General features: G+C 59.5%; 16 protein-coding genes. 11 read left to right on the forward strand and 5 right to left on the reverse strand.

Features of this window, described 5'->3' with window-relative positions:
• Positions 1–3 precede the first annotated feature (3 nt).
• Positions 4–1338 (forward strand): murein hydrolase activator EnvC, encoded by a 1335-nt coding sequence (gene envC / locus ACJ8IL_RS21630; protein WP_025304680.1) that lies wholly within the window; start codon positions 4–6, stop codon positions 1336–1338.
• A gap of 2 nt (positions 1339–1340) precedes the next feature.
• The gene (locus ACJ8IL_RS21635; protein WP_049205333.1) at positions 1341–2294 is read left to right on the forward strand and encodes a divergent polysaccharide deacetylase family protein; all 954 of its coding nucleotides are present in this window, start codon (positions 1341–1343) and stop codon (positions 2292–2294) included.
• Between the two features lie 40 nt (positions 2295–2334).
• Here ACJ8IL_RS21635 and tdh read toward each other — a convergent pair whose 3' ends face one another.
• Together tdh and kbl are read right to left on the reverse strand one after the other, a co-directional pair.
• Positions 2335–3360 carry an L-threonine 3-dehydrogenase gene (gene tdh / locus ACJ8IL_RS21640; protein ID WP_060435273.1) on the reverse strand — a complete coding sequence of 342 codons (1026 nt, stop codon included), beginning with the start codon at positions 3358–3360 and terminating at the stop codon, positions 2335–2337.
• 9 nt (positions 3361–3369) lie between these two features.
• Entirely contained in the window at positions 3370–4566 is a 1197-nt protein-coding gene (kbl, locus tag ACJ8IL_RS21645; protein ID WP_004931154.1) for a glycine C-acetyltransferase, read from the reverse strand.
• Between the two features lie 239 nt (positions 4567–4805).
• Here kbl and rfaD point away from each other — a divergent pair, with 239 nt between their 5' ends.
• Genes rfaD through ACJ8IL_RS21675 form a run of 6 tightly spaced genes read left to right on the forward strand, consistent with a single transcriptional unit; the run spans position 4806 to position 11179 of the window.
• On the forward strand, positions 4806–5735 hold the full coding sequence (gene rfaD / locus ACJ8IL_RS21650) for an ADP-glyceromanno-heptose 6-epimerase (RefSeq protein ID WP_025304683.1): 930 nt from the start codon (positions 4806–4808) through the stop codon (positions 5733–5735).
• 22 nt (positions 5736–5757) lie between these two features.
• Positions 5758–6804, forward strand: coding sequence for an ADP-heptose--LPS heptosyltransferase RfaF (rfaF, locus tag ACJ8IL_RS21655; RefSeq protein ID WP_025304684.1), 1047 nt, complete (start codon positions 5758–5760; stop codon positions 6802–6804).
• A gap of 2 nt (positions 6805–6806) precedes the next feature.
• Positions 6807–7772, forward strand: a complete 966-nt coding sequence (rfaC, locus tag ACJ8IL_RS21660; RefSeq protein ID WP_025304685.1) for a lipopolysaccharide heptosyltransferase RfaC — start codon at positions 6807–6809, stop codon at positions 7770–7772.
• Entirely contained in the window at positions 7769–8935 is a 1167-nt protein-coding gene (locus ACJ8IL_RS21665; protein ID WP_060435267.1) for a glycosyltransferase, read from the forward strand. The genes rfaC and ACJ8IL_RS21665 overlap by 4 nt, the downstream gene beginning before the upstream one ends.
• A 28-nt stretch (positions 8936–8963) precedes the next feature.
• Complete coding sequence (locus ACJ8IL_RS21670) at positions 8964–10205, forward strand: O-antigen ligase family protein (RefSeq protein ID WP_043141024.1); 1242 nt, start codon at positions 8964–8966, stop codon at positions 10203–10205.
• Positions 10202–11179: a glycosyltransferase gene (locus ACJ8IL_RS21675; protein WP_442516825.1), complete on the forward strand. Its 978-nt coding sequence runs from the start codon at positions 10202–10204 to the stop codon at positions 11177–11179. The genes ACJ8IL_RS21670 and ACJ8IL_RS21675 overlap by 4 nt, the downstream gene beginning before the upstream one ends.
• A 36-nt stretch (positions 11180–11215) precedes the next feature.
• Here the strand turns inward: ACJ8IL_RS21675 and ACJ8IL_RS21680 are convergent, their stop codons facing one another.
• The gene (locus ACJ8IL_RS21680) at positions 11216–12310 is read right to left on the reverse strand and encodes a glycosyltransferase family 9 protein (RefSeq protein WP_025304689.1); all 1095 of its coding nucleotides are present in this window, start codon (positions 12308–12310) and stop codon (positions 11216–11218) included.
• 8 nt (positions 12311–12318) lie between these two features.
• Positions 12319–13275 carry a polysaccharide deacetylase family protein gene (locus ACJ8IL_RS21685; RefSeq protein ID WP_025304690.1) on the reverse strand — a complete coding sequence of 319 codons (957 nt, stop codon included), beginning with the start codon at positions 13273–13275 and terminating at the stop codon, positions 12319–12321.
• A 210-nt stretch (positions 13276–13485) separates the two neighbouring features.
• Between ACJ8IL_RS21685 and rfaQ the strand changes: the two genes are divergently transcribed.
• The 3 genes from rfaQ to ACJ8IL_RS21700 are packed head-to-tail and all read left to right on the forward strand — an operon-like array spanning position 13486 to position 16795.
• Positions 13486–14568: a putative lipopolysaccharide heptosyltransferase III gene (rfaQ, locus tag ACJ8IL_RS21690; protein ID WP_043141032.1), complete on the forward strand. Its 1083-nt coding sequence runs from the start codon at positions 13486–13488 to the stop codon at positions 14566–14568.
• Positions 14565–15692: a glycosyltransferase family 4 protein gene (locus tag ACJ8IL_RS21695; RefSeq protein ID WP_049205339.1), complete on the forward strand. Its 1128-nt coding sequence runs from the start codon at positions 14565–14567 to the stop codon at positions 15690–15692. Before rfaQ ends, ACJ8IL_RS21695 begins: the two co-directional genes overlap by 4 nt.
• Before the next feature lie 2 nt (positions 15693–15694).
• Positions 15695–16795, forward strand: coding sequence for a glycosyltransferase (locus tag ACJ8IL_RS21700; protein WP_404758890.1), 1101 nt, complete (start codon positions 15695–15697; stop codon positions 16793–16795).
• A gap of 44 nt (positions 16796–16839) precedes the next feature.
• Here ACJ8IL_RS21700 and ACJ8IL_RS21705 read toward each other — a convergent pair whose 3' ends face one another.
• Positions 16840–17853 carry a glycosyltransferase family 9 protein gene (locus ACJ8IL_RS21705; protein WP_043141040.1) on the reverse strand — a complete coding sequence of 338 codons (1014 nt, stop codon included), beginning with the start codon at positions 17851–17853 and terminating at the stop codon, positions 16840–16842.
• Positions 17854–17915: the final 62 nt, after the last annotated feature.

A 17915-nucleotide genomic window follows, 5' to 3' on the forward strand; every position in this document is an offset into this window, starting at 1 on the left:
TCCATGAGGGAGAAGGCGTTTTTTGCACTATCAAGGGTAACCCGAAGCGCAAACGCAGGCAGCCGGCCGCTGCCTGAACGCACCGCGCCAAGGACGTTCACCGCCATGTGCGCCAGCGTATTTTGCGCTGGCGTCTTGCTGTTGCCGCTCGCCGGCCAGGCGGCGGAAGACAATAAATCCCAGCTGAAAGACATCCAGCAGAGCATCGCCGAGAAAGAAAAAGCGGTGAAGCAGCAGCAGCAGCAGCGCAGCTCGCTGCAGGATCAGCTGCGTCAGCAGGAAAAAACCATCGCCCAGGCCAGCCGCCAGTTGCGCGACACCCAGGGCACGCTCACCCAGTTGAGCAAGGATATTTCCGGCCTGAACGCCTCGATAGCCAAACTGCAAAAGCAGCAATCGACCCAACAAAACCTCCTCGCCAAACAGCTCGACGCCGCCTTCCGGCAAGGGCAGCACAGCGCCGTGCAGCTGATCCTCAGCGGTGAAGAAAGCCAGCGCAGCGAACGTATTCTGGCCTATTTCGGCTATCTGAACGAAGCGCGCCAGAAAACCATCGAAGAGCTGAAACAGACCCGCGCCGAGCTGGCGAAGCAAAAAACCACGCTGGTGGCCAAACAGGGCCAGCAAAAGTCCTTACTGAGCGAACAACAAACACAGCAGCAGAAGCTGGAGCAGGCGCGCGGCGCCCGCAAGAAAACGCTGACCGCGCTGGAAGCCTCGCTAGAAAAAGACCAACAACGCCTGGTGGAACTGCGCCAAAACGAAGCCCGCATGCGCGACAAGATCGCCCGGGCGGAGCGCGAAGCCCGTGCGCGCGCCGAACGCGAAGCGCGTGAAGCGGCCAAAGTGCGCGAACAGGTGCGCATCAAGGAACAGCAGGCGAAGAAAACCGGCACCACCTACAAACCTAGCGAAGCCGATCGCTCGCTGATGGCGCGCACCGGCGGTCTCGGTCGTCCGGCCGGCCAGCTGATGTGGCCGGTACGCGGCCGCACGCTGCACGGCTTTGGCGAACAGCAGCAGGGCGAACTACGCTGGAAAGGCATGGTGATTGAGGCCCGCGAAGGTAGCGAAGTGAAAGCCGTCGCCGATGGCCGCGTGCTGCTGGCCGACTGGCTGCAAGGCTATGGCCTGATGGTGGTGGTCGAACACGGTAAAGGCGACATGAGCGTGTACGGCTACAACCAAAGCGCGTTGGTCAACGTCGGGGCGCAGGTGCGCGCCGGCCAGCCGATCGCGCTGGTCGGCACCAGCGGCGGCCAGGGAACGCCGTCGCTCTATTTCGAAATCCGTCGTCAGGGACAGGCGGTTAACCCACTGCCGTGGTTGGGAAGATAGATTTGCACTATGTCAAAACCCGTACAGCTCTGTTAATAGGCTGTCTGCTGCAGGTTTACGCTGCGCAGGCAGGAAAACTCTCCATCGTCATCGATGACGTGGGCTACCGCCCTCACGAAGAAAACGCAGTGCTGCAAATGCCAACGGCGATCTCGGTTGCGGTATTGCCCAACGCGCCGCATGCCCGCCTGATGGCCACTCGCGCCCACAGCCAGGGCCGCGAAGTCTTGATCCACATGCCAATGGCGCCGCTCAGCAAGCAGCCGCTGGAGCGCGATACCCTGCAGCCTGCCATGAGCAGCGACGAGATCCAGCGCATCATCCGTAACGCGGTGAACAATGTGCCTTACGCGGTCGGCATGAACAACCACATGGGCAGCGCCATGACCTCCAGCCTGCCGGGCATGCAGAAAGTGATGCAGGCGCTCGAAAGCTACCGCCTGTACTTCCTCGACAGCATGACCATCGGCAACAGCCAGGCGACCCGCGCCGCGGCCGGCACCGGCGTGAAAGTGATCAAACGCAAGGTGTTCCTCGACGATACCGCGAACGAAGCCGACATCCGCCGCCAGTTCAATCGCGCAGTTGAATTGGCGCGGCGCAACGGTTCCGCCATCGCCATCGGGCATCCACGTCCGGCGACGGTGAAAGTGCTGCAGCAGATGCTGCCGTCGCTGCCCGCCGATATCGTGCTGGTCAAACCGAGCGCGCTGCTGAACGAACCGCAGGGCAACGGCGGCGGCAGCTACGTTCCACCGCCGGTCAAGCCGCAAAAACCGCAGCCGAAAAATCCGTTCAGCGGTGGCATCAAACAGTGCAAGGTCAAACCGCCGAAGGAAAAAGCCAACGCCGGCACCGCGCTGGGCGTCATCGCCGACAGCATAGCCACCTCGCCGCCGGTGACCTTCATCAAGCGTCATTGGCAACACTGGACGCAAGCCAAACCGCAAGCATAAAAAAAGGCCGGAATTCCGGCCTTTTTCACGTCTGCCGAGATTAATCCCAGCTCAGCACCACTTTACCCGACTTGCCGGAGCGCATGGCGTCGAAGCCCTGCTGGAACTCGTCGATCGAGAAGCGGTGGGTGATGATCGGGGTCAAATCCAGGCCGGACTGGATCAGCGCCGCCATCTTGTACCAGGTTTCGAACATTTCGCGGCCGTAAATCCCTTTGATAAACAGCCCCTTGAAGATGACCTGGTTCCAGTCGATCGACATATCCGAAGGCGGAATGCCCAGCATGGCGATGCGTCCGCCGTGGTTCATGGCATTGAGCAGCGTGCGGAACGCCGGCGGCGCGCCGGACATTTCCAGACCGACGTCGAATCCTTCGGTCATACCCAGCTCGGCCATCACGTCGTTGAGGTTTTCCTTACTGACGTTCACCGCGCGGGTCACGCCCATCTTGCGCGCCAGTTCCAGACGGTATTCGTTAACGTCGGTGATCACCACATGGCGGGCGCCGACGTGTTTGCACACCGCCGCCGCCATGATGCCGATCGGGCCGGCGCCGGACACCAGCACGTCTTCCCCGACCAGATCGAACGACAGCGCAGTGTGTACCGCGTTACCGAACGGATCGAAGATCGAAGCCAGTTCGTCGGAGATGTTATCCGGGATCTTGAAGGCGTTGAACGCCGGGATCACCAGGTATTCCGCGAAGCTGCCCGGACGGTTCACGCCCACGCCGACGGTGTTGCGGCACAGGTGCGTGCGGCCGCCGCGGCAGTTGCGGCAGTGGCCGCAGGTGATGTGACCTTCACCGGACACGCGATCGCCGATGCTGAAGCCTTTGACTTCCTGACCGATCGCCACCACTTCGCCCACGTATTCATGGCCGACCACCATCGGAACCGGAATGGTTTTTTGCGACCATTCGTCCCAGTTGTAGATATGCACATCGGTGCCGCAGATCGCGGTTTTGCGGATTTTGATCATGATGTCGTTGTGGCCCAGCTCCGGCTGAGGCTCGTCGGTCATCCAAATCCCTTCTTCCGCTTTCAGTTTTGACAGTGCTTTCATGGTTTTACCTTATGCAATAACGCCAAGATCCTTACCGATACGTGTAAACGCCGCCACTGCGCGTTCGATTTGCTCCGGGGTGTGGTCGGCGGACATCTGGGTACGGATGCGCGCCTGGCCTTTCGGCACCACCGGATAGAAGAAACCGGTCACATAGATGCCTTCCTTGAGCAACGCATTGGCGAATTCCTGCGCCAGCTTCGCCTCACCCAGCATGACCGGGATGATGGCGTGATCGGCGCCGGCCAGGGTGAAGCCGGCGGCGGTCATTTTTTCGCGGAACAGACGCGCGTTGGCCCACAGGCGATCGCGCAGGGCGTCGCCCTCTTCCAGCAGTTCCAGCACTTTGATCGACGCGGCGACGATCGCCGGCGCCAGCGAGTTGGAGAACAGGTACGGACGCGAGCGCTGGCGCAGCCACTCCACCACTTCTTTCTTGGCGGCGGTGTAGCCGCCGGACGCGCCGCCCAGCGCTTTGCCTAACGTACCGGTAATGATATCGACGCGGCCCATCACTTCGCAGTATTCATGGGTGCCGCGCCCGTTGGCGCCGACAAAGCCCACCGCATGGGAGTCATCCACCATCACCAGCGCCTGATACTCGTCCGCCAGATCGCAAACCCCTTTCAGGTTGGCGATTACGCCGTCCATCGAGAATACGCCGTCGGTGGCGATCAGAATGTGCCGCGCGCCGTCGGCTTTGGCCTGTTTCAGCTGCGCGGCCAGCTCGGTCATGTCGTTATTGGCGTAGCGATAGCGCTTGGCCTTACACAGGCGCACGCCGTCGATGATCGACGCGTGGTTCAGCGCATCGGAGATAATCGCGTCTTCCGGGCCGAGCAGGGTTTCGAACAGCCCGCCGTTGGCGTCGAAGCAAGAGGAGTACAGGATCGCGTCTTCCATGCCCAAAAAGGCCGCCAGTTTCTGTTCCAGCTGCTTGTGGCTGTCCTGGGTGCCGCAGATGAAGCGCACCGACGCCATGCCGAAACCGTGGCTGTCCATCCCCGACTTGGCGGCGGCGATGAGCGCCGGATGGTTGGCCAGGCCCAGGTAGTTATTGGCGCAGAAGTTGATCACATGGCTGCCGTCGGCAACGGCGATATCCGCCTGCTGCGCGGAGGTGATGATGCGTTCTTCCTTGAACAGCCCTTCACTGCGAGTGGCGGCAAGCTGTTGTTCCAACTGCTGATAAAAAGACGCTGACATTCGGTTATCTCCAGGATTGGGCTATTTACGGCATATTTTACTGATTTGTAACCAAACTGACGAGAATGCGCGGGAGAGAATATTAAAATTGCAGCAGATATCACGGCAAAAAGCGGACTTCAATGGCAATGCGGGATATTCGGAGCCCTTCCGCTGTTTGCCGCGGCATGAAATGCTATGATAACCGCCATTGAGCGTGGGGCATTGTGCCCCGCCAGCAGCTTAGCAGGGGTAACCCAATGATTATCGTCACAGGCGGCGCCGGCATGATCGGCAGCAACATCATTAAGGCACTGAACGACAAGGGATATCGCGATATCCTGGTGGTGGATAACCTGAAAGACGGCACCAAATTCGTCAACCTGGTCGATCTGGACATCGCCGACTATATCGATAAAGAAGACTTTATCGCCAGCATCGTGGCCGGCGACGATCTGGGCGAAATCGAAGCGGTGTTCCACGAAGGCGCCTGCTCCGCGACCACCGAGTGGGACGGCAAGTACATGATGGACAACAACTATCAGTACTCCAAAGATCTGCTGCACTACTGCCTGGATCGCGAAATCCCGTTCCTCTACGCCTCCTCCGCCGCCACTTACGGCGGCCGCGAAGAGTTTATCGAAGAGCGTCAGTATGAAGCGCCGCTCAACGTGTACGGCTACTCCAAATTCCTGTTCGATCAGTACGTGCGTGAGATCCTGCCGGAAGCGGACTCGCAGATCTGCGGCTTCCGCTACTTCAACGTTTACGGCCCGCGCGAAGGCCACAAAGGCAGTATGGCCAGCGTCGCCTTCCACCTGAACACCCAGATCAACCGCGGCGAAAACCCGAAACTGTTCGCCGGCAGCGAAAACTTCAAGCGTGACTTCATCTACGTCGGCGACGTGGCGGCGGTTAACCTGTGGTTCTGGGAAACCGGCAAATCCGGCATCTTCAACTGCGGCACCGGCCGGGCGGAAACCTTCCAGGCGGTGGCCGACGCGGTGGTGGACTTCCATCAGAAAGGCGCGGTGGAATACATCGAGTTCCCGGAAAAGCTGAAGGGCCGCTATCAGGCGTACACCCAGGCCGATCTGACCAAGCTGCGCGCCGCCGGCTACGACGCACCGTTCAAAACGGTCGCCGAAGGCGTGAAAGAGTATATGGCCTGGTTGAACCGCACCGCATAAGCTGAAGGAATTAACGCTGGGTATGAAAATACTGGTTATCGGCCCTTCTTGGGTTGGCGACATGATGATGTCGCAAAGTCTCTATCGCACCCTGAAGGCCGAATACCCGTCGGCGGAGATCGATGTGATGGCACCGGCCTGGTGCCGTCCGCTGCTGGCGCGCATGCCGGAAGTCAATCAGGCGCTGGCGATGCCGCTGGGCCACGGCGCGCTGGGGCTCGGCGAACGCCGCCGCCTGGGGCGCGCCCTGCGCGCCAACCGTTACGATCGCGCTTACGTTCTGCCCAACTCGTTCAAATCCGCGTTGGTGCCTTTCTTCGCCGATATCCCGCAGCGCACCGGCTGGCGGGGCGAAATGCGCTACGGCCTGCTGAACGACGTCCGCGTGCTCGACAAGGCCGCTTTCCCGCTGATGGTGCAGCGCTATGTGGCGCTGGCCTATGACAAAGGCCGCGTTCAGCGCGCCGACGATCTGCCGCAGCCGCTGCTGTGGCCGCAGCTGCGGGTGAGCGACGAAGAGATCGCCGAAACTACTTCGGCCTTCAACCTGACCGACAGCCGCCCGATCGTCGGCTTCTGCCCAGGCGCGGAGTTCGGCCCCGCCAAGCGCTGGCCGCACTATCACTACGCAGCGCTGGCTCAACGGCTGATCGAGAGCGGCTATCAAATCGCGCTGTTCGGTTCGGCAAAAGACCACGAGGCCGGCGAACAGATCCGCGCCGCGTTGCAGGAAGACGCGCGCGATTTCTGCCTTAACCTGGCCGGAAAAACCCAGCTGGAGCAGGCGGTGATCCTGATCGCGGCCTGCCGGGCGGTGGTCAGCAACGACTCCGGTTTAATGCACGTTGCCGCAGCGTTGAACAAACCGCTGATAGCCTTGTACGGCCCAAGCAGCCCCGACTTCACGCCGCCGCTCTCCGACAAGGCGCGGGTTATCCGCTTGATCAGCGGTTATCACAAGGTGCGTAAAGGCGATGCCGAGCAGGGATACCACCAAAGTTTGATCGATATTCAGCCGCAGCAAGTGTTGGATGCGCTGACGCCGTTACTTGTCGCCAGCGAGGAATAGTCATGCAGGTGTTAATCGTAAAAACGTCCTCGATGGGCGATGTGCTGCATACGCTGCCCGCCCTGACCGACGCGCTGCAGGCCATTCCCGATATCCGCTTCGACTGGGTGGTGGAAGAAGGTTTCAGCCAAATCCCCACCTGGCATCCGGCAGTGGATCGCGTGATCCCGGTGGCCATTCGCCGCTGGCGTAAAAATTGGTTCGGCAGCGACACCCGACAGCAGCGCTGCGACTTCAAGCGCGCGCTGCAAGAACGCCATTACGACGTGGTGATCGACGCGCAGGGCCTGATCAAAAGCGCCGCGCTGATCACCCGCGTCGCCAAAGGCAACAAACATGGCCCGGACTGCAAGAGCGCGCGCGAGCCGTTCGCCAGCTGGTTCTACAACGTGCGTCATGAGATAGACAAACAGCAGCACGCGGTGGAACGCACGCGCGAGCTGTTCGCCAAAAGCCTCGGCTACGATAAACCGGGCAGCTACGGCGATTACGCCATCGCCGCGCGTTTTCTCAGCCAGCCGCCGGTCGATGCCGGTCAATATCTGGTGTTTCTGCACGCGACAACCCGTGACGATAAGCATTGGCCGGAGCAGAACTGGCGCGAGCTGATCGCGCTGACGGCCGACAGCGGGCTGAAGATCAAACTGCCGTGGGGCGCAGAGCATGAACATCAGCGCGCGCTACGCTTGGCGGAAGGTTTTCCACATGTCGAAGTGCTGCCGAAGCTCAGCCTGCAGCAGGTGGCCGACGTGCTGGCCGGCGCCAAGGGCGTGGTCTCGGTCGACACCGGACTCAGTCATCTGACCGCCGCGCTCGACAAACCGAACATCACGCTGTTCGGGCCAACCGATCCCGGCCTGATCGGCGGCTACGGGCAAAATCAGCACTCGCTGATTTCGCCGGAAAAAAGCATGGCGACAATTGACGCCGATACGGCATGGCAGGCGTTGCAAAAGGTTATAGCATGAAAAAACTGCACATTATCAACCTGGGTAAAATGGGCGGCGTCGAGCGCCTGTTCCTGCAGTACATCAACGATACCACCGACGACAGCAACCAGGTCCTGTGCATCAGCGGCGACATTGGCGAAGAGATCCGCCGCCAGTTGCCTGCGCATCAGCCCGTCACCTTCGCCAACCGCCTGATCAATGCGCTGCCGCTGCGCTGCCCGCAGTTCCTGCGCAAATTTTTGCTGAAGTGGAAAATCGAGCGGGCCAACGCCGACGTGGTGATCGTCTGGGACCTGGTGCCGGGGCTGGCGGCCAAACCCAAGCGCGGCAAGCTGGTTTACTACGATCACGGCTGCTCCTGGCGTTACCCCAAGAATAAAAAGACGCTGCGTTTCTTCGCCATGCTGGACGGCGTCATTTCTGCCTCACACGCGTCGAAGCGAGTGATGGAGCTGCGCTTTAATCTGCCTTGCCCCAATCACGTGGTGATCAACCGCATCAAGACGCCGGCAGGGATCGACGCTGCGCCGAAAACGCTGTCGCAGCCGGTCCGGATCGGCACGGCCTCACGCCTGGTCAGCCTGAAAGGCATCAGCGTTTCCTTATTGATGATGCAGGAGCTGCTGCGGCGCGGGCATGACGTCACGCTGGAAGTGGCCGGCAAAGGGCCGGATCGCGCGGCGTTCGAGGCGCTGGCGGATCGGCTTCAGCTCGGCGACCGCATCACTTTCAGCGGTTATCAGGATGACGTCGCCGGTTTCTTCAATCGCACGCACATCTACATGAGCACGCCGATTACCGAGCCGTTCGGCTTGTCCTGCATGGAATCGCTCTATTTCGGCGTGCCGGTCATCTTCCCGCAGGTCGACGGCCAGCCGGAAGCGGTGAAAGACGGGGTCTGCGGCATTGGCCTGACGCCGTCGGTCACCATCGAACAGCACCGGCAGCTCACCGATATCGAGGTCGACTTCCCGCATGAGGTCTACGATCCGTTGACCGACAGCCTGGTAGCGCCCAAGCTGCTGTCGCATATCGACTGTGCGGATGCCGTTGAGAAATTGCTGGAGCGAGAAACCTACCAGACTCTGAGCCGAAATGCGCAGCGCTATCCTGCGGAACATTTCAACTATGCTCAGTTCAAAGTTGAATTCGACGACACGCTGCGATCCTTTATCGTTTAATCAACACGTGAGCCGGAAAACACGCCCGATGCTAAAATACAGAACGCCGCACCCTGCCTTCAGCTATCTGATCTATCTGGGGTGCGCCATCGCTTTTTGCACCATCCCTTTCGGTTCCGCGACCGGACGCAATCTGTTTTACGTTTCCAGCTACATCGCCTTTATCGCCGTTTGCCTGTATCCGCGCTACTACTTCAGCAACGTTAGAAATCTGCTGCTGCCCGCGTTGATGTTCAGCGTAGGTATGGGAACCATCCTCTGGATGCATCACTTCAAACAGCCGGGTGACTACATCAATATCTATCGCTCTTATATGTCGACCGGCAAACTGCAGCTCGCGACCGCTTTCATCTTGCTGATTGCGCTCAATGAGCGGTTGTGCGTGCAGCGCCTGTTGATCGTTGTGGCTCTCGTCACCGGTCTGGCGATCAACGGTTATTCCCTCTATCAAGGGCTGCGTCTGGATATCCCGCGCGTAGAGCTCAACTTCGATCGCGCCACGGTCGCCGCCTACCTGATGACCGCCATCGATCTGGTCATGATGCAAGCCATCCTGATGCTGCGCACCCGCTACCGTCTGGTGTTGTACATTGCGGCATTCCTGCTGTCCTTCTCTGCGCTGGTGCTCACCGGCACCCGCGCGGCGATGCTGGTCTACCCGGTGGCGATTTGTCTGTCGCTGCTGGCCACCAAGCAACTGGTTTCCAGAAAACACAAGCTCGCGTTGATGGCCTCGGTACCGCTGCTGCTCGTAGCCTGCGGCCTGGTGTTTAAACCGCAGATAGAAGAACGCATTCAGGCCTTTGAGACCGATATGCGTCTGATGGATCAGCCACAGACTGAAAACTCGATCATTTCACGGCTGTCGATGCAAACGCTGGCATGGCGTACCGGCTCACAAGCCCCCTGGGGCCAATCCGCCGAACAGCGCGGCGAAGAGATCCGTGCGATGGTCGCACAGCAACCTCGCCTGTCTGGCGTTATGCCCTATATCAACGTCCACCTGCACAACGAGCTGCTGGAAACCTATTCGCTCAAGGGCGTCTGGGGCGTACTGCTGCTGCTGGCACTCTATGTCTGCCTGTTCTTCTCTTCGTTCCGGCCGCAGCGCAACGCGCTGTTGCTGAGCGTGAGCGCCAGCCTGTTCGTTTACGGGCTGAGCGACGTCATCTTCTTCAGCACGGAAGGCACCGCCATGTTCTGTCTGGCGCTGATCGCCGGAGTGCTCTCCGTGGCGAGACAGACTTCCACACAGGAGCAGGCCGCGTGAACATTCAACCACCGCTGCTCAGCGTTATCGTGCCGTTTTATAATAACGAAGCGTTCATCATCGCTGCGCTGGATTCGTTATTTACGCAGATTTCTGATGATATTGAGGTGGTGATCATCGACGATGGCTCTACCGATGCGTCGGGGGCGCTGGTCAGCCGGTACCTGGCGCAGCAGCAGCATCCGCAGGTGGCTTTTATTTCTCAGGCCAACGGCGGTATTGCACACGCCCGCAATGTCGGCCTGCAGCAAGCCACCGGGCGCTATGTCACCTTTCTCGACGGCGACGATCTGCTAAGCGACGACTATCTGGCGATCCTGCATCCCCTGCTGATCGCCGGTGAGTATGACCTGATCGATTTTAATTATCAGAAGTTCACCGAACAACCGCCGAAATCCGAGAACCGCGCGACGCAGCCCGTAGCCTACGACTTTTCATCGTTGGGGCTGAGCTGCCTGCAACCGCTGTTCGCGCGCTCAATGTGGCATCTCTGGAGCCGGGTATATAAACGCACGCTGCTGGCAGGGGAAGCGTTCGAAGACGGCAGGCGCTATGAAGACGTGATTTTCACGCCTTTTCAGTATTTCAAAACTCGCCGCATCGCCCATCTTGAGTGCGAACTCTACTTCTATCGGGATAACAACCAGGGCATCACCCGCAATATCAAACCCAAAGATATTGACGATCTGTTGTTCGCTATGGAGAAAATGCTGCGCTTTGTGGCGCAGCATTCTGGGGATGAGCCGCTGCGCCGGTTGGCCGCCCTGATGCTGGCCAACTGCTTTTCCGAGGTGAAAAGCATGTCGAAGGCGGTGTACGGCTATTACCATTACGCGCCGGCAACGCTGCATATCCTGCGCCGCGCCGCCGCTGTCTGCCGCAACAGCGACGTGCCGGGCAAAAAAGTCCGTCAGATGCGCTATGCGCGAGTGGATACCTTTCTTTCGAAGCTGCGCGGGCGCAGGCCGCGCTAACCGCATCCGCCTCGCGGCCGATGCGTCGCCGCACCTTTAGCGCGCTAAAGGCACGTGCGCGACCAGTTCGTCATAAATCCGCTGCGGTTGAATAACCCCCATCGGGCTTTCCGCCTCCAGCGGCATCGTATAGCCGGTACGCGACACCTGAATGATGCGGTGCAGTTCAGGATCCTGAATCGGCCCGGTGGAGCGTGAATCGGCGGTCACGAACAGGCTGATGGTTTTCACCTTCAACGCCACCGCCAGATGCAGCGGCCCGGTGTCGCCGGTGACAAGAACATGGAAACTGTCGAGCAACGTCAGCAAGCCTTGCAGCCCCGTTTTGCCGATCTGGTTATCCACGCAGGCCTGCGTTTGCGGGCCGATTAAGCTCATAAACTGTTTGGCCTTGCCGTCATCAAACGGTGCGCCAATCAGCACGATGCGTACATTGGGGTGCTTCGCCACCAGCTCATCGGCCAGCCGCGCATAGTGTGAAACCGGCCAGCAACGCGACTCCGTAGATGCCCCCAATTGAAACCCGATGGTGGGGTGGTCGCTGCTTTTGACGCCGCGCTGATAATCCACGGGAATTTCCATCGTCGGATCGTCGCTGCGGCAACCTAAAATGGAAATCAGCTCCAGCTTGCGGCGCACGAAGTGGCCGTAATAATGGAAGACATAGTTGGTCAGCCAAGGCTCCAGCCCGCAAATGCCCGAGCTGTAGTTATCGCGGATAATGTACTTCGCCCCGGCCAGTACGGCGCTGATGATGTCATAAGGCAGATGGGAGTGCAGGATCAGCGCCAAATCCGGCTGATGTTCGCGCAGCGATTTCAGCAACGGGCGTATCGTCTTGATCTTGCTGTCCCAATACACCACGCGATCGTAATAGCGGCCGTTTTCCACCAGCTCGCGGTTTTTCTTGTGCACCACCAGCGTGATGTGCGCGTTGGGGTAGCGTTCCCGCATCGCCCTCAATGCCGGCGTGTTGAACATGAAGTCGCCCAACGCCGTGGTGGAATAGATGACGATATTGTCAAACTGCTGGGCGCCGTCGAACGTCGCCTTGTCCTGAAAACGGCCGTACTTCGCCGTATAGCGCCGCAAGAACCAGTCGGCAACCTTGATTTTCCATTTCTTCGACATGTGCGTGCTTAGTTCGCTTTAAGTTGATAATACTCGGCCAGCGTCATGCCCACCGTGCGCTGCTGCAGCCAGTCAAACAGCTGCTCCAGATCGCGGTACAGCACTTCGATATCCTGTTCAGTTTTGAACGTCGGGCTGCCGCCCGGCATAAACTCGGAGGAGTGCAGCATAAACTCGACGTAGTCATGCCCCTGCGCCAGCGACGTCTCGGCCACGCTGATCATCTTGGCCACGTTGCCGCCACTCGGCCGCAGCCAGTTGACGGACGGCGAACGGCGCTTGCCGCGCAGCCGATCATAGCCCTGCTTGAACGCATTCATCAGCGCCGAATGCTTGTACTGGATGCTCATCGGCACTTCCAGCAGCGCCGAAGCGCCCGGCTTGGCGATGTTCTGCGGATCAATGAAATAGGCCTGCGACGGGAACCGGCTGTAATCGGTACCGCCGTTGCCCTGCGGGTTACCCGGCGAAAACTGCCAGTTGACCCGCGGCGTCACAGAACAGTCCACCTGATAGCCGTATTCCAGCAGCAGTGAGGCATAGTATTCGTTGAACGCCCAACGGCCGGCGCGATGGCTAAGCATTTTGGTCTGGAAGGCATCTTCCAGCAGCTTGGTCATGTGATCGACCTTGGCGCGGATCTGATCGGCGGGATACTCGATCAAATAAGGCTTGTGGCGCCAGTCATCGTCGGTCAGCGGCGTCAACGGCGGGCTGTTCCAGGCGTGCAGGTGCATGCCGACCTCGCCGGCGTCGCGGGCGATCACGTCGCGCGCGAACTCGACGTAAGCCGGGTCCATCGCCATTTCATAGTTGGTGAGATAAACCGGCTTGAAGGCGTATTTCTCGCACAGCGCCTGAAAGCGCGGCAAGAAACGTGTGTTTTCGGTCGCGATGCGATCGTGGTTTTGCCACAGATTATCGCCTTCGGTATCAATGGTGATGAGAAACGCCGGTTTAGTCATGAATATCGAGCCTGATATCAACAGAATGCACTATGTTACGCAGGCCGTTTCGCCAGGGCAAACGACTTTGCTGCCTGGTTTGGACAACGTTGAAGCGCATTCGTCCCCGGCTCGGCGATTTTTTTGCGGCCCGGCAAGAAAACCGTGCAACAGTAGCCACATGCGATCGGGTCATTTAGAATCAAAGATTGGTTTCCCAGAAAGCGACTCATGATGAACGACGCGCCAGCACTAACTTCCGCCCCATCCGTACAGCGTATTTTGATCATAAAACTGCGCCATCACGGCGATATGCTGCTGGTCACGCCGGTCATCAGCAGCCTGCGGCAAAACTACCCGCAGGCGCAGATCGATGTGCTGCTGTATCAGGAAACGCAGGAGATGCTAGCCAGTAATCCGGAATTGTCGACGCTGTTCGCCATCGACCGCCAATGGAAGAAACAGGGCGTCCGCGCGCATCTGGGGCACGAGCTGGCGCTGCTGCGCCGCCTGAAGGCGCAGCGCTACGATCTGGTGGTCAATCTGGCCGATCAGTGGCGCAGCGCCATCATCACGCGCCTGACCGGCGCGCGCATCCGTTTGGGCTTCGATTTCCCCAAACGCCGCGGCTTCCTGTGGCGCCACTGTCACACGCAGCTGGTGCCGGTGGACAATCACGCCCACCTGCATACCGTCGAACAAAATCTCTCGTTGCTGGCGCCGCTGAACCTGCCCACGCTCAATGAGCATGTCACCATGAGTTACGATCCGCAGGATTGGCAGACCTGTGAGCAACGGTTGCAGAAACAGGGCGTCGCCGGCAGTTATATTGTGGTGCAGCCCACCTCGCGCTGGTTCTTCAAATGCTGGAGCGAAGAGAAAATGGCCGCCACCCTCACCGCCTTGCAGGCCGACGGACACCAGTTGGTGATCACCTCCGGCCCCGACGCCAGAGAACAAGCCATGGTAGAGCGCATTTTGGCGCTCTGCCCGCCGCAGGGCGTAATCTCGTTGGCCGGCCAGCTGACGCTGCGCCAACTGGCCGCCCTGATTGATCACGCCAAGCTGTTTATCGGCGTGGATTCAGTGCCGATGCACATGGCCGCCGCGCTGCAAACGCCGTGCGTGGCGCTGTTCGGCCCTTCCAAGCTGACTTTCTGGCGGCCGTGGCAGGCTACCGGCGCCGTGATCTGGGCCGGCGACTTCGGCGAACTGCCCGATCCGGATGCCATTGATACCGGCACAGACGAACGGTATCTCGACCTTATTCCTACAGACGCGGTGATTGCAGCCGCGCGGAGCACGCTGGCATGAAAGCATTTCGTTTGGCGATCGTTCGCCAAAAATACCGCCCGGACGGCGGAGCCGAACGTTTCGTTTCCCGCGCCCTGGAAGCGCTGGAACAACAGGATCTCGATCTGAACGTCATCACCCGCGAATGGCAAGGTGACGCCAATCCCAACTGGCACATTCACCTGTGCAATCCGTTAAAGCTCGGCCGCATCAGCCGCGAACGGGGCTTCGCCGTGGCGGCCAGGGCACTGTGGCAGAAAGAGCGCTTCGATCTGGTGCAAAGCCACGAACGCATTCCCGGCTGCGACATCTACCGCGCCGGCGACGGCGTACACCGCCGCTGGCTGCTGCAACGCGCGCGTCTGCTGCCTGAATGGCGCCGCAAGTGGCTGTTCTCCAACCGCTATCACCGCTATGTGATGTGCGCCGAACGCGCCATGTACGCCGCGCCGGAGCTGAAAGCCGTCATCTGCAACGCCGAGATGATCAAGCAGGAAATCATCGCCGACTTTGGCGTGCCCGCCGACAAAATCACGGTGATCTATAACGCCATCGACAACCAAAAGTTCCCGCCCGCCGACGAGGCCCTGCGCCGGCGTCTGCGCGAGCAATATCAGATCCCGCAACAGGCGCACTGCCTGGTCTTCGTCGGCTCCGGTTTCGAGCGCAAAGGGCTGGCCGCCGCCATCCGCGCCGTGGCGGTGACCGACAGCCACCTCCTGGTGGTCGGCAAAGACAAGGCCGAAAAACGCTACCGGGCGCTGGCGCAGTCGCTGGGCTGCGGCGATCGCATTCACTTTATGGGCGTGCAGAAACAGACCTTGCCGTTCTATCAGGCCGCGGACGCGCTGCTGCTGCCGACGCTGTACGATCCATTCCCGAATGTGATTCTGGAAGCGATGTCCTGCGGTCTGCCGGTTGTCACCAGCACCACCTGCGGCGGCGCCGAGTTTATCACCCCTGGCCAGAACGGCTTTGTGACGGACGCGCTCGACGTACCGGCCATCACGGAGGCCATTCGGGCGCTGCCGCGCCAGGCGCTGGGATCATCCATGGGCGAAGCGGCGAGATTGCGCATTATGACGGCCACGCCGGCGCATCTGTCCGAACAGCTCATTTCCCTCTATAACCGGTTACTGGATTAGCTATGCGTATTCTGATGATCATCGATGGCCTGCCGGGAGGCGGCGCGGAAAAAGTGGTGTTGACCCTGTGCCAGGGCATGCAGCAACAGGGGCATAAAGTTAGTCTGATCTCGCTGCGCGACGTCTGCAATTACCCTATCCCGCCGGGCATTGATTATCAGGTGGTGGCCGATCGCAGCCGTGCCCCCTGGCGCAAGCTGACCGAGCTCTCACGCCGCGCCGCCGCGCTGGATCGGGCAATAGCCGAACACGAGCGCCAACACGGCGCGTTCGATCTGATGTTCTCGAATCTGCATAAAACCGATCGCATCGTCAGCCGCAGCAAGCGGTTGGCCGCGGATCGCCTGTGGTTCTGCATTCACGGCATCCTCTCCACTTCCTACCTCGGCCACCGCAAAGGCCTGGATCGCTGGCTCAAGCAACGTAAAATCGCCAACGTTTACCAGGGGAGAAATATCGTCGCCGTTTCACAGGCGGTCGGCGACGACCTGCAGCGGAACTTGCCGATCCGCCCGCGCCGCCTGGCGGTCATCAACAATCCGTTCGACATCGACGCCATCCGGCAACAGGCTGCGGCGCCTTGCGAACTGGCCGGTCAGGACTACCTGGTGCACGTCGGCCGCTTTCACGCCACCAAGCGGCATGACCGCCTGCTGAAAGCCTATGCGCTCTCCGGCATTCAGGCGCCGCTGGCTTTGATCGGCACCGGGGATGACGCCCGCGTCGCCGAGGTCAAACGTCTGGCGGCAGACTTGGGCATCGCAGAGCGCGTGCTATTCCTCGGTTTCCAGGCCAATCCCTACCCATTTATTCGCCATGCCTCGCTGCTGGTGCTCAGCTCCGACAGTGAAGGGTTTGGCAACGTGCTGGTAGAATCGCTGTTGTGCGGCACGCCGGTGGTCAGCACCCGCTGTCCGGGCGGCCCTGCGGAAATTCTGGAAAAAGCCGGCATGGCTAACGCGTTGGCGGAATTAAACGAAGCGTCGCTGGCAGAAAAAATGGCGGAAATTTACGCCAATCCGCCACAGATAAATCAACAGCAATTGCTGAGCTATGGGCTGGACCCTATTTGCCGTCAATATATTGAGCTGAAAGAAAAATAATAAAAAAATAAATAAGGCAGGTGATACCTGCCTTATTTTCTTCGTTAGCTGAGTGCCTGCATTTTCTGCCAAACCTCATCGACAGAAACATCTTCACAGTGCCCCGACTCACTCTGCAAAATATGATGGCGGCCAGTCCATGGATGCCAGGACGTTTTATCGGTATCGCCAAAGAACACCACCATGTCCTTATTCAACGCGGCGGCAAGATGCATCTGCCCGCCGTCGCTGCACAGCACCCGGTCGCATAAATCAAACCCGCCCAACAGCTCGCGCACCGACGCCGTCGGATAAAGCGCGACGCGTTCGTTTTGGCACAGCGCCAGCAGCTGTTCGGCGCGCTGCCGATCGCCGATGTCGTCCGGCGCCAGCGTGCCCTGCGGCGACCAGAAGATCAGCACGCCGGTGTGGGGATCGGCGGTCAGACGGTTGATGATTTCGGCATAGCGTTCAACCGGCCAGCGTCTTTTCGGGCTGCGGCTGCTGATATGCACGGCGCATACCCGTTCGACCGACGGCAGACGTTCCTGCAGCCGCTGCACCGCCAATTGCCGCTCTTCCGGCGTCAGGAATACCCGCACCGGCGGGATCGGAATGGCTTGATCGGTTATCGCCGATAAATAGCTGTAGGTGTGTTCAACCTGATGGAGGCCGCGGAAATCGTCCTTGCGGAACGGGCGCTGAATCTCTTTCGTGCCCAGATCGGCACCGATGATATGGGTGGCGCCGGCCATTTTTGCTAAACGCAGGCTGTATTTGCAAGGCACCGGGTTGGCCAGAATGACCGCATCGAACTTTATTTTGCGCAGCTTCAGGAAGATCATCAGACGTTCGAAATAAACGCCCAACGTCGTTTCATTTTTCGCCTTGTGCTTGGCCTTTTTATAGACAAAGACTTTCTCGAGATGAGGGTTGTTTTTAACAACGTCCTGGCTGACTTTATTGATCAGCAGATAAACTTTTGCGTCTGGATAGGCAATTTTCACCCCTTCAATCAAGGGCGTAGTGCAAACAAGATCGCCGATGTTGTCGCGGCGAATAATTAAAATATTCTTCATTCCGAGCCTATCGGCGAAATCGCTCGCCGGTTGTCTGAAACTGACACCCAAGGTTACCAAAT

The sequence above is a fragment of the Serratia sp. CY47444 genome (assembly GCF_052168635.1).
GTDB classification, from domain to species: Bacteria; Pseudomonadota; Gammaproteobacteria; order Enterobacterales; family Enterobacteriaceae; genus Serratia; species Serratia bockelmannii.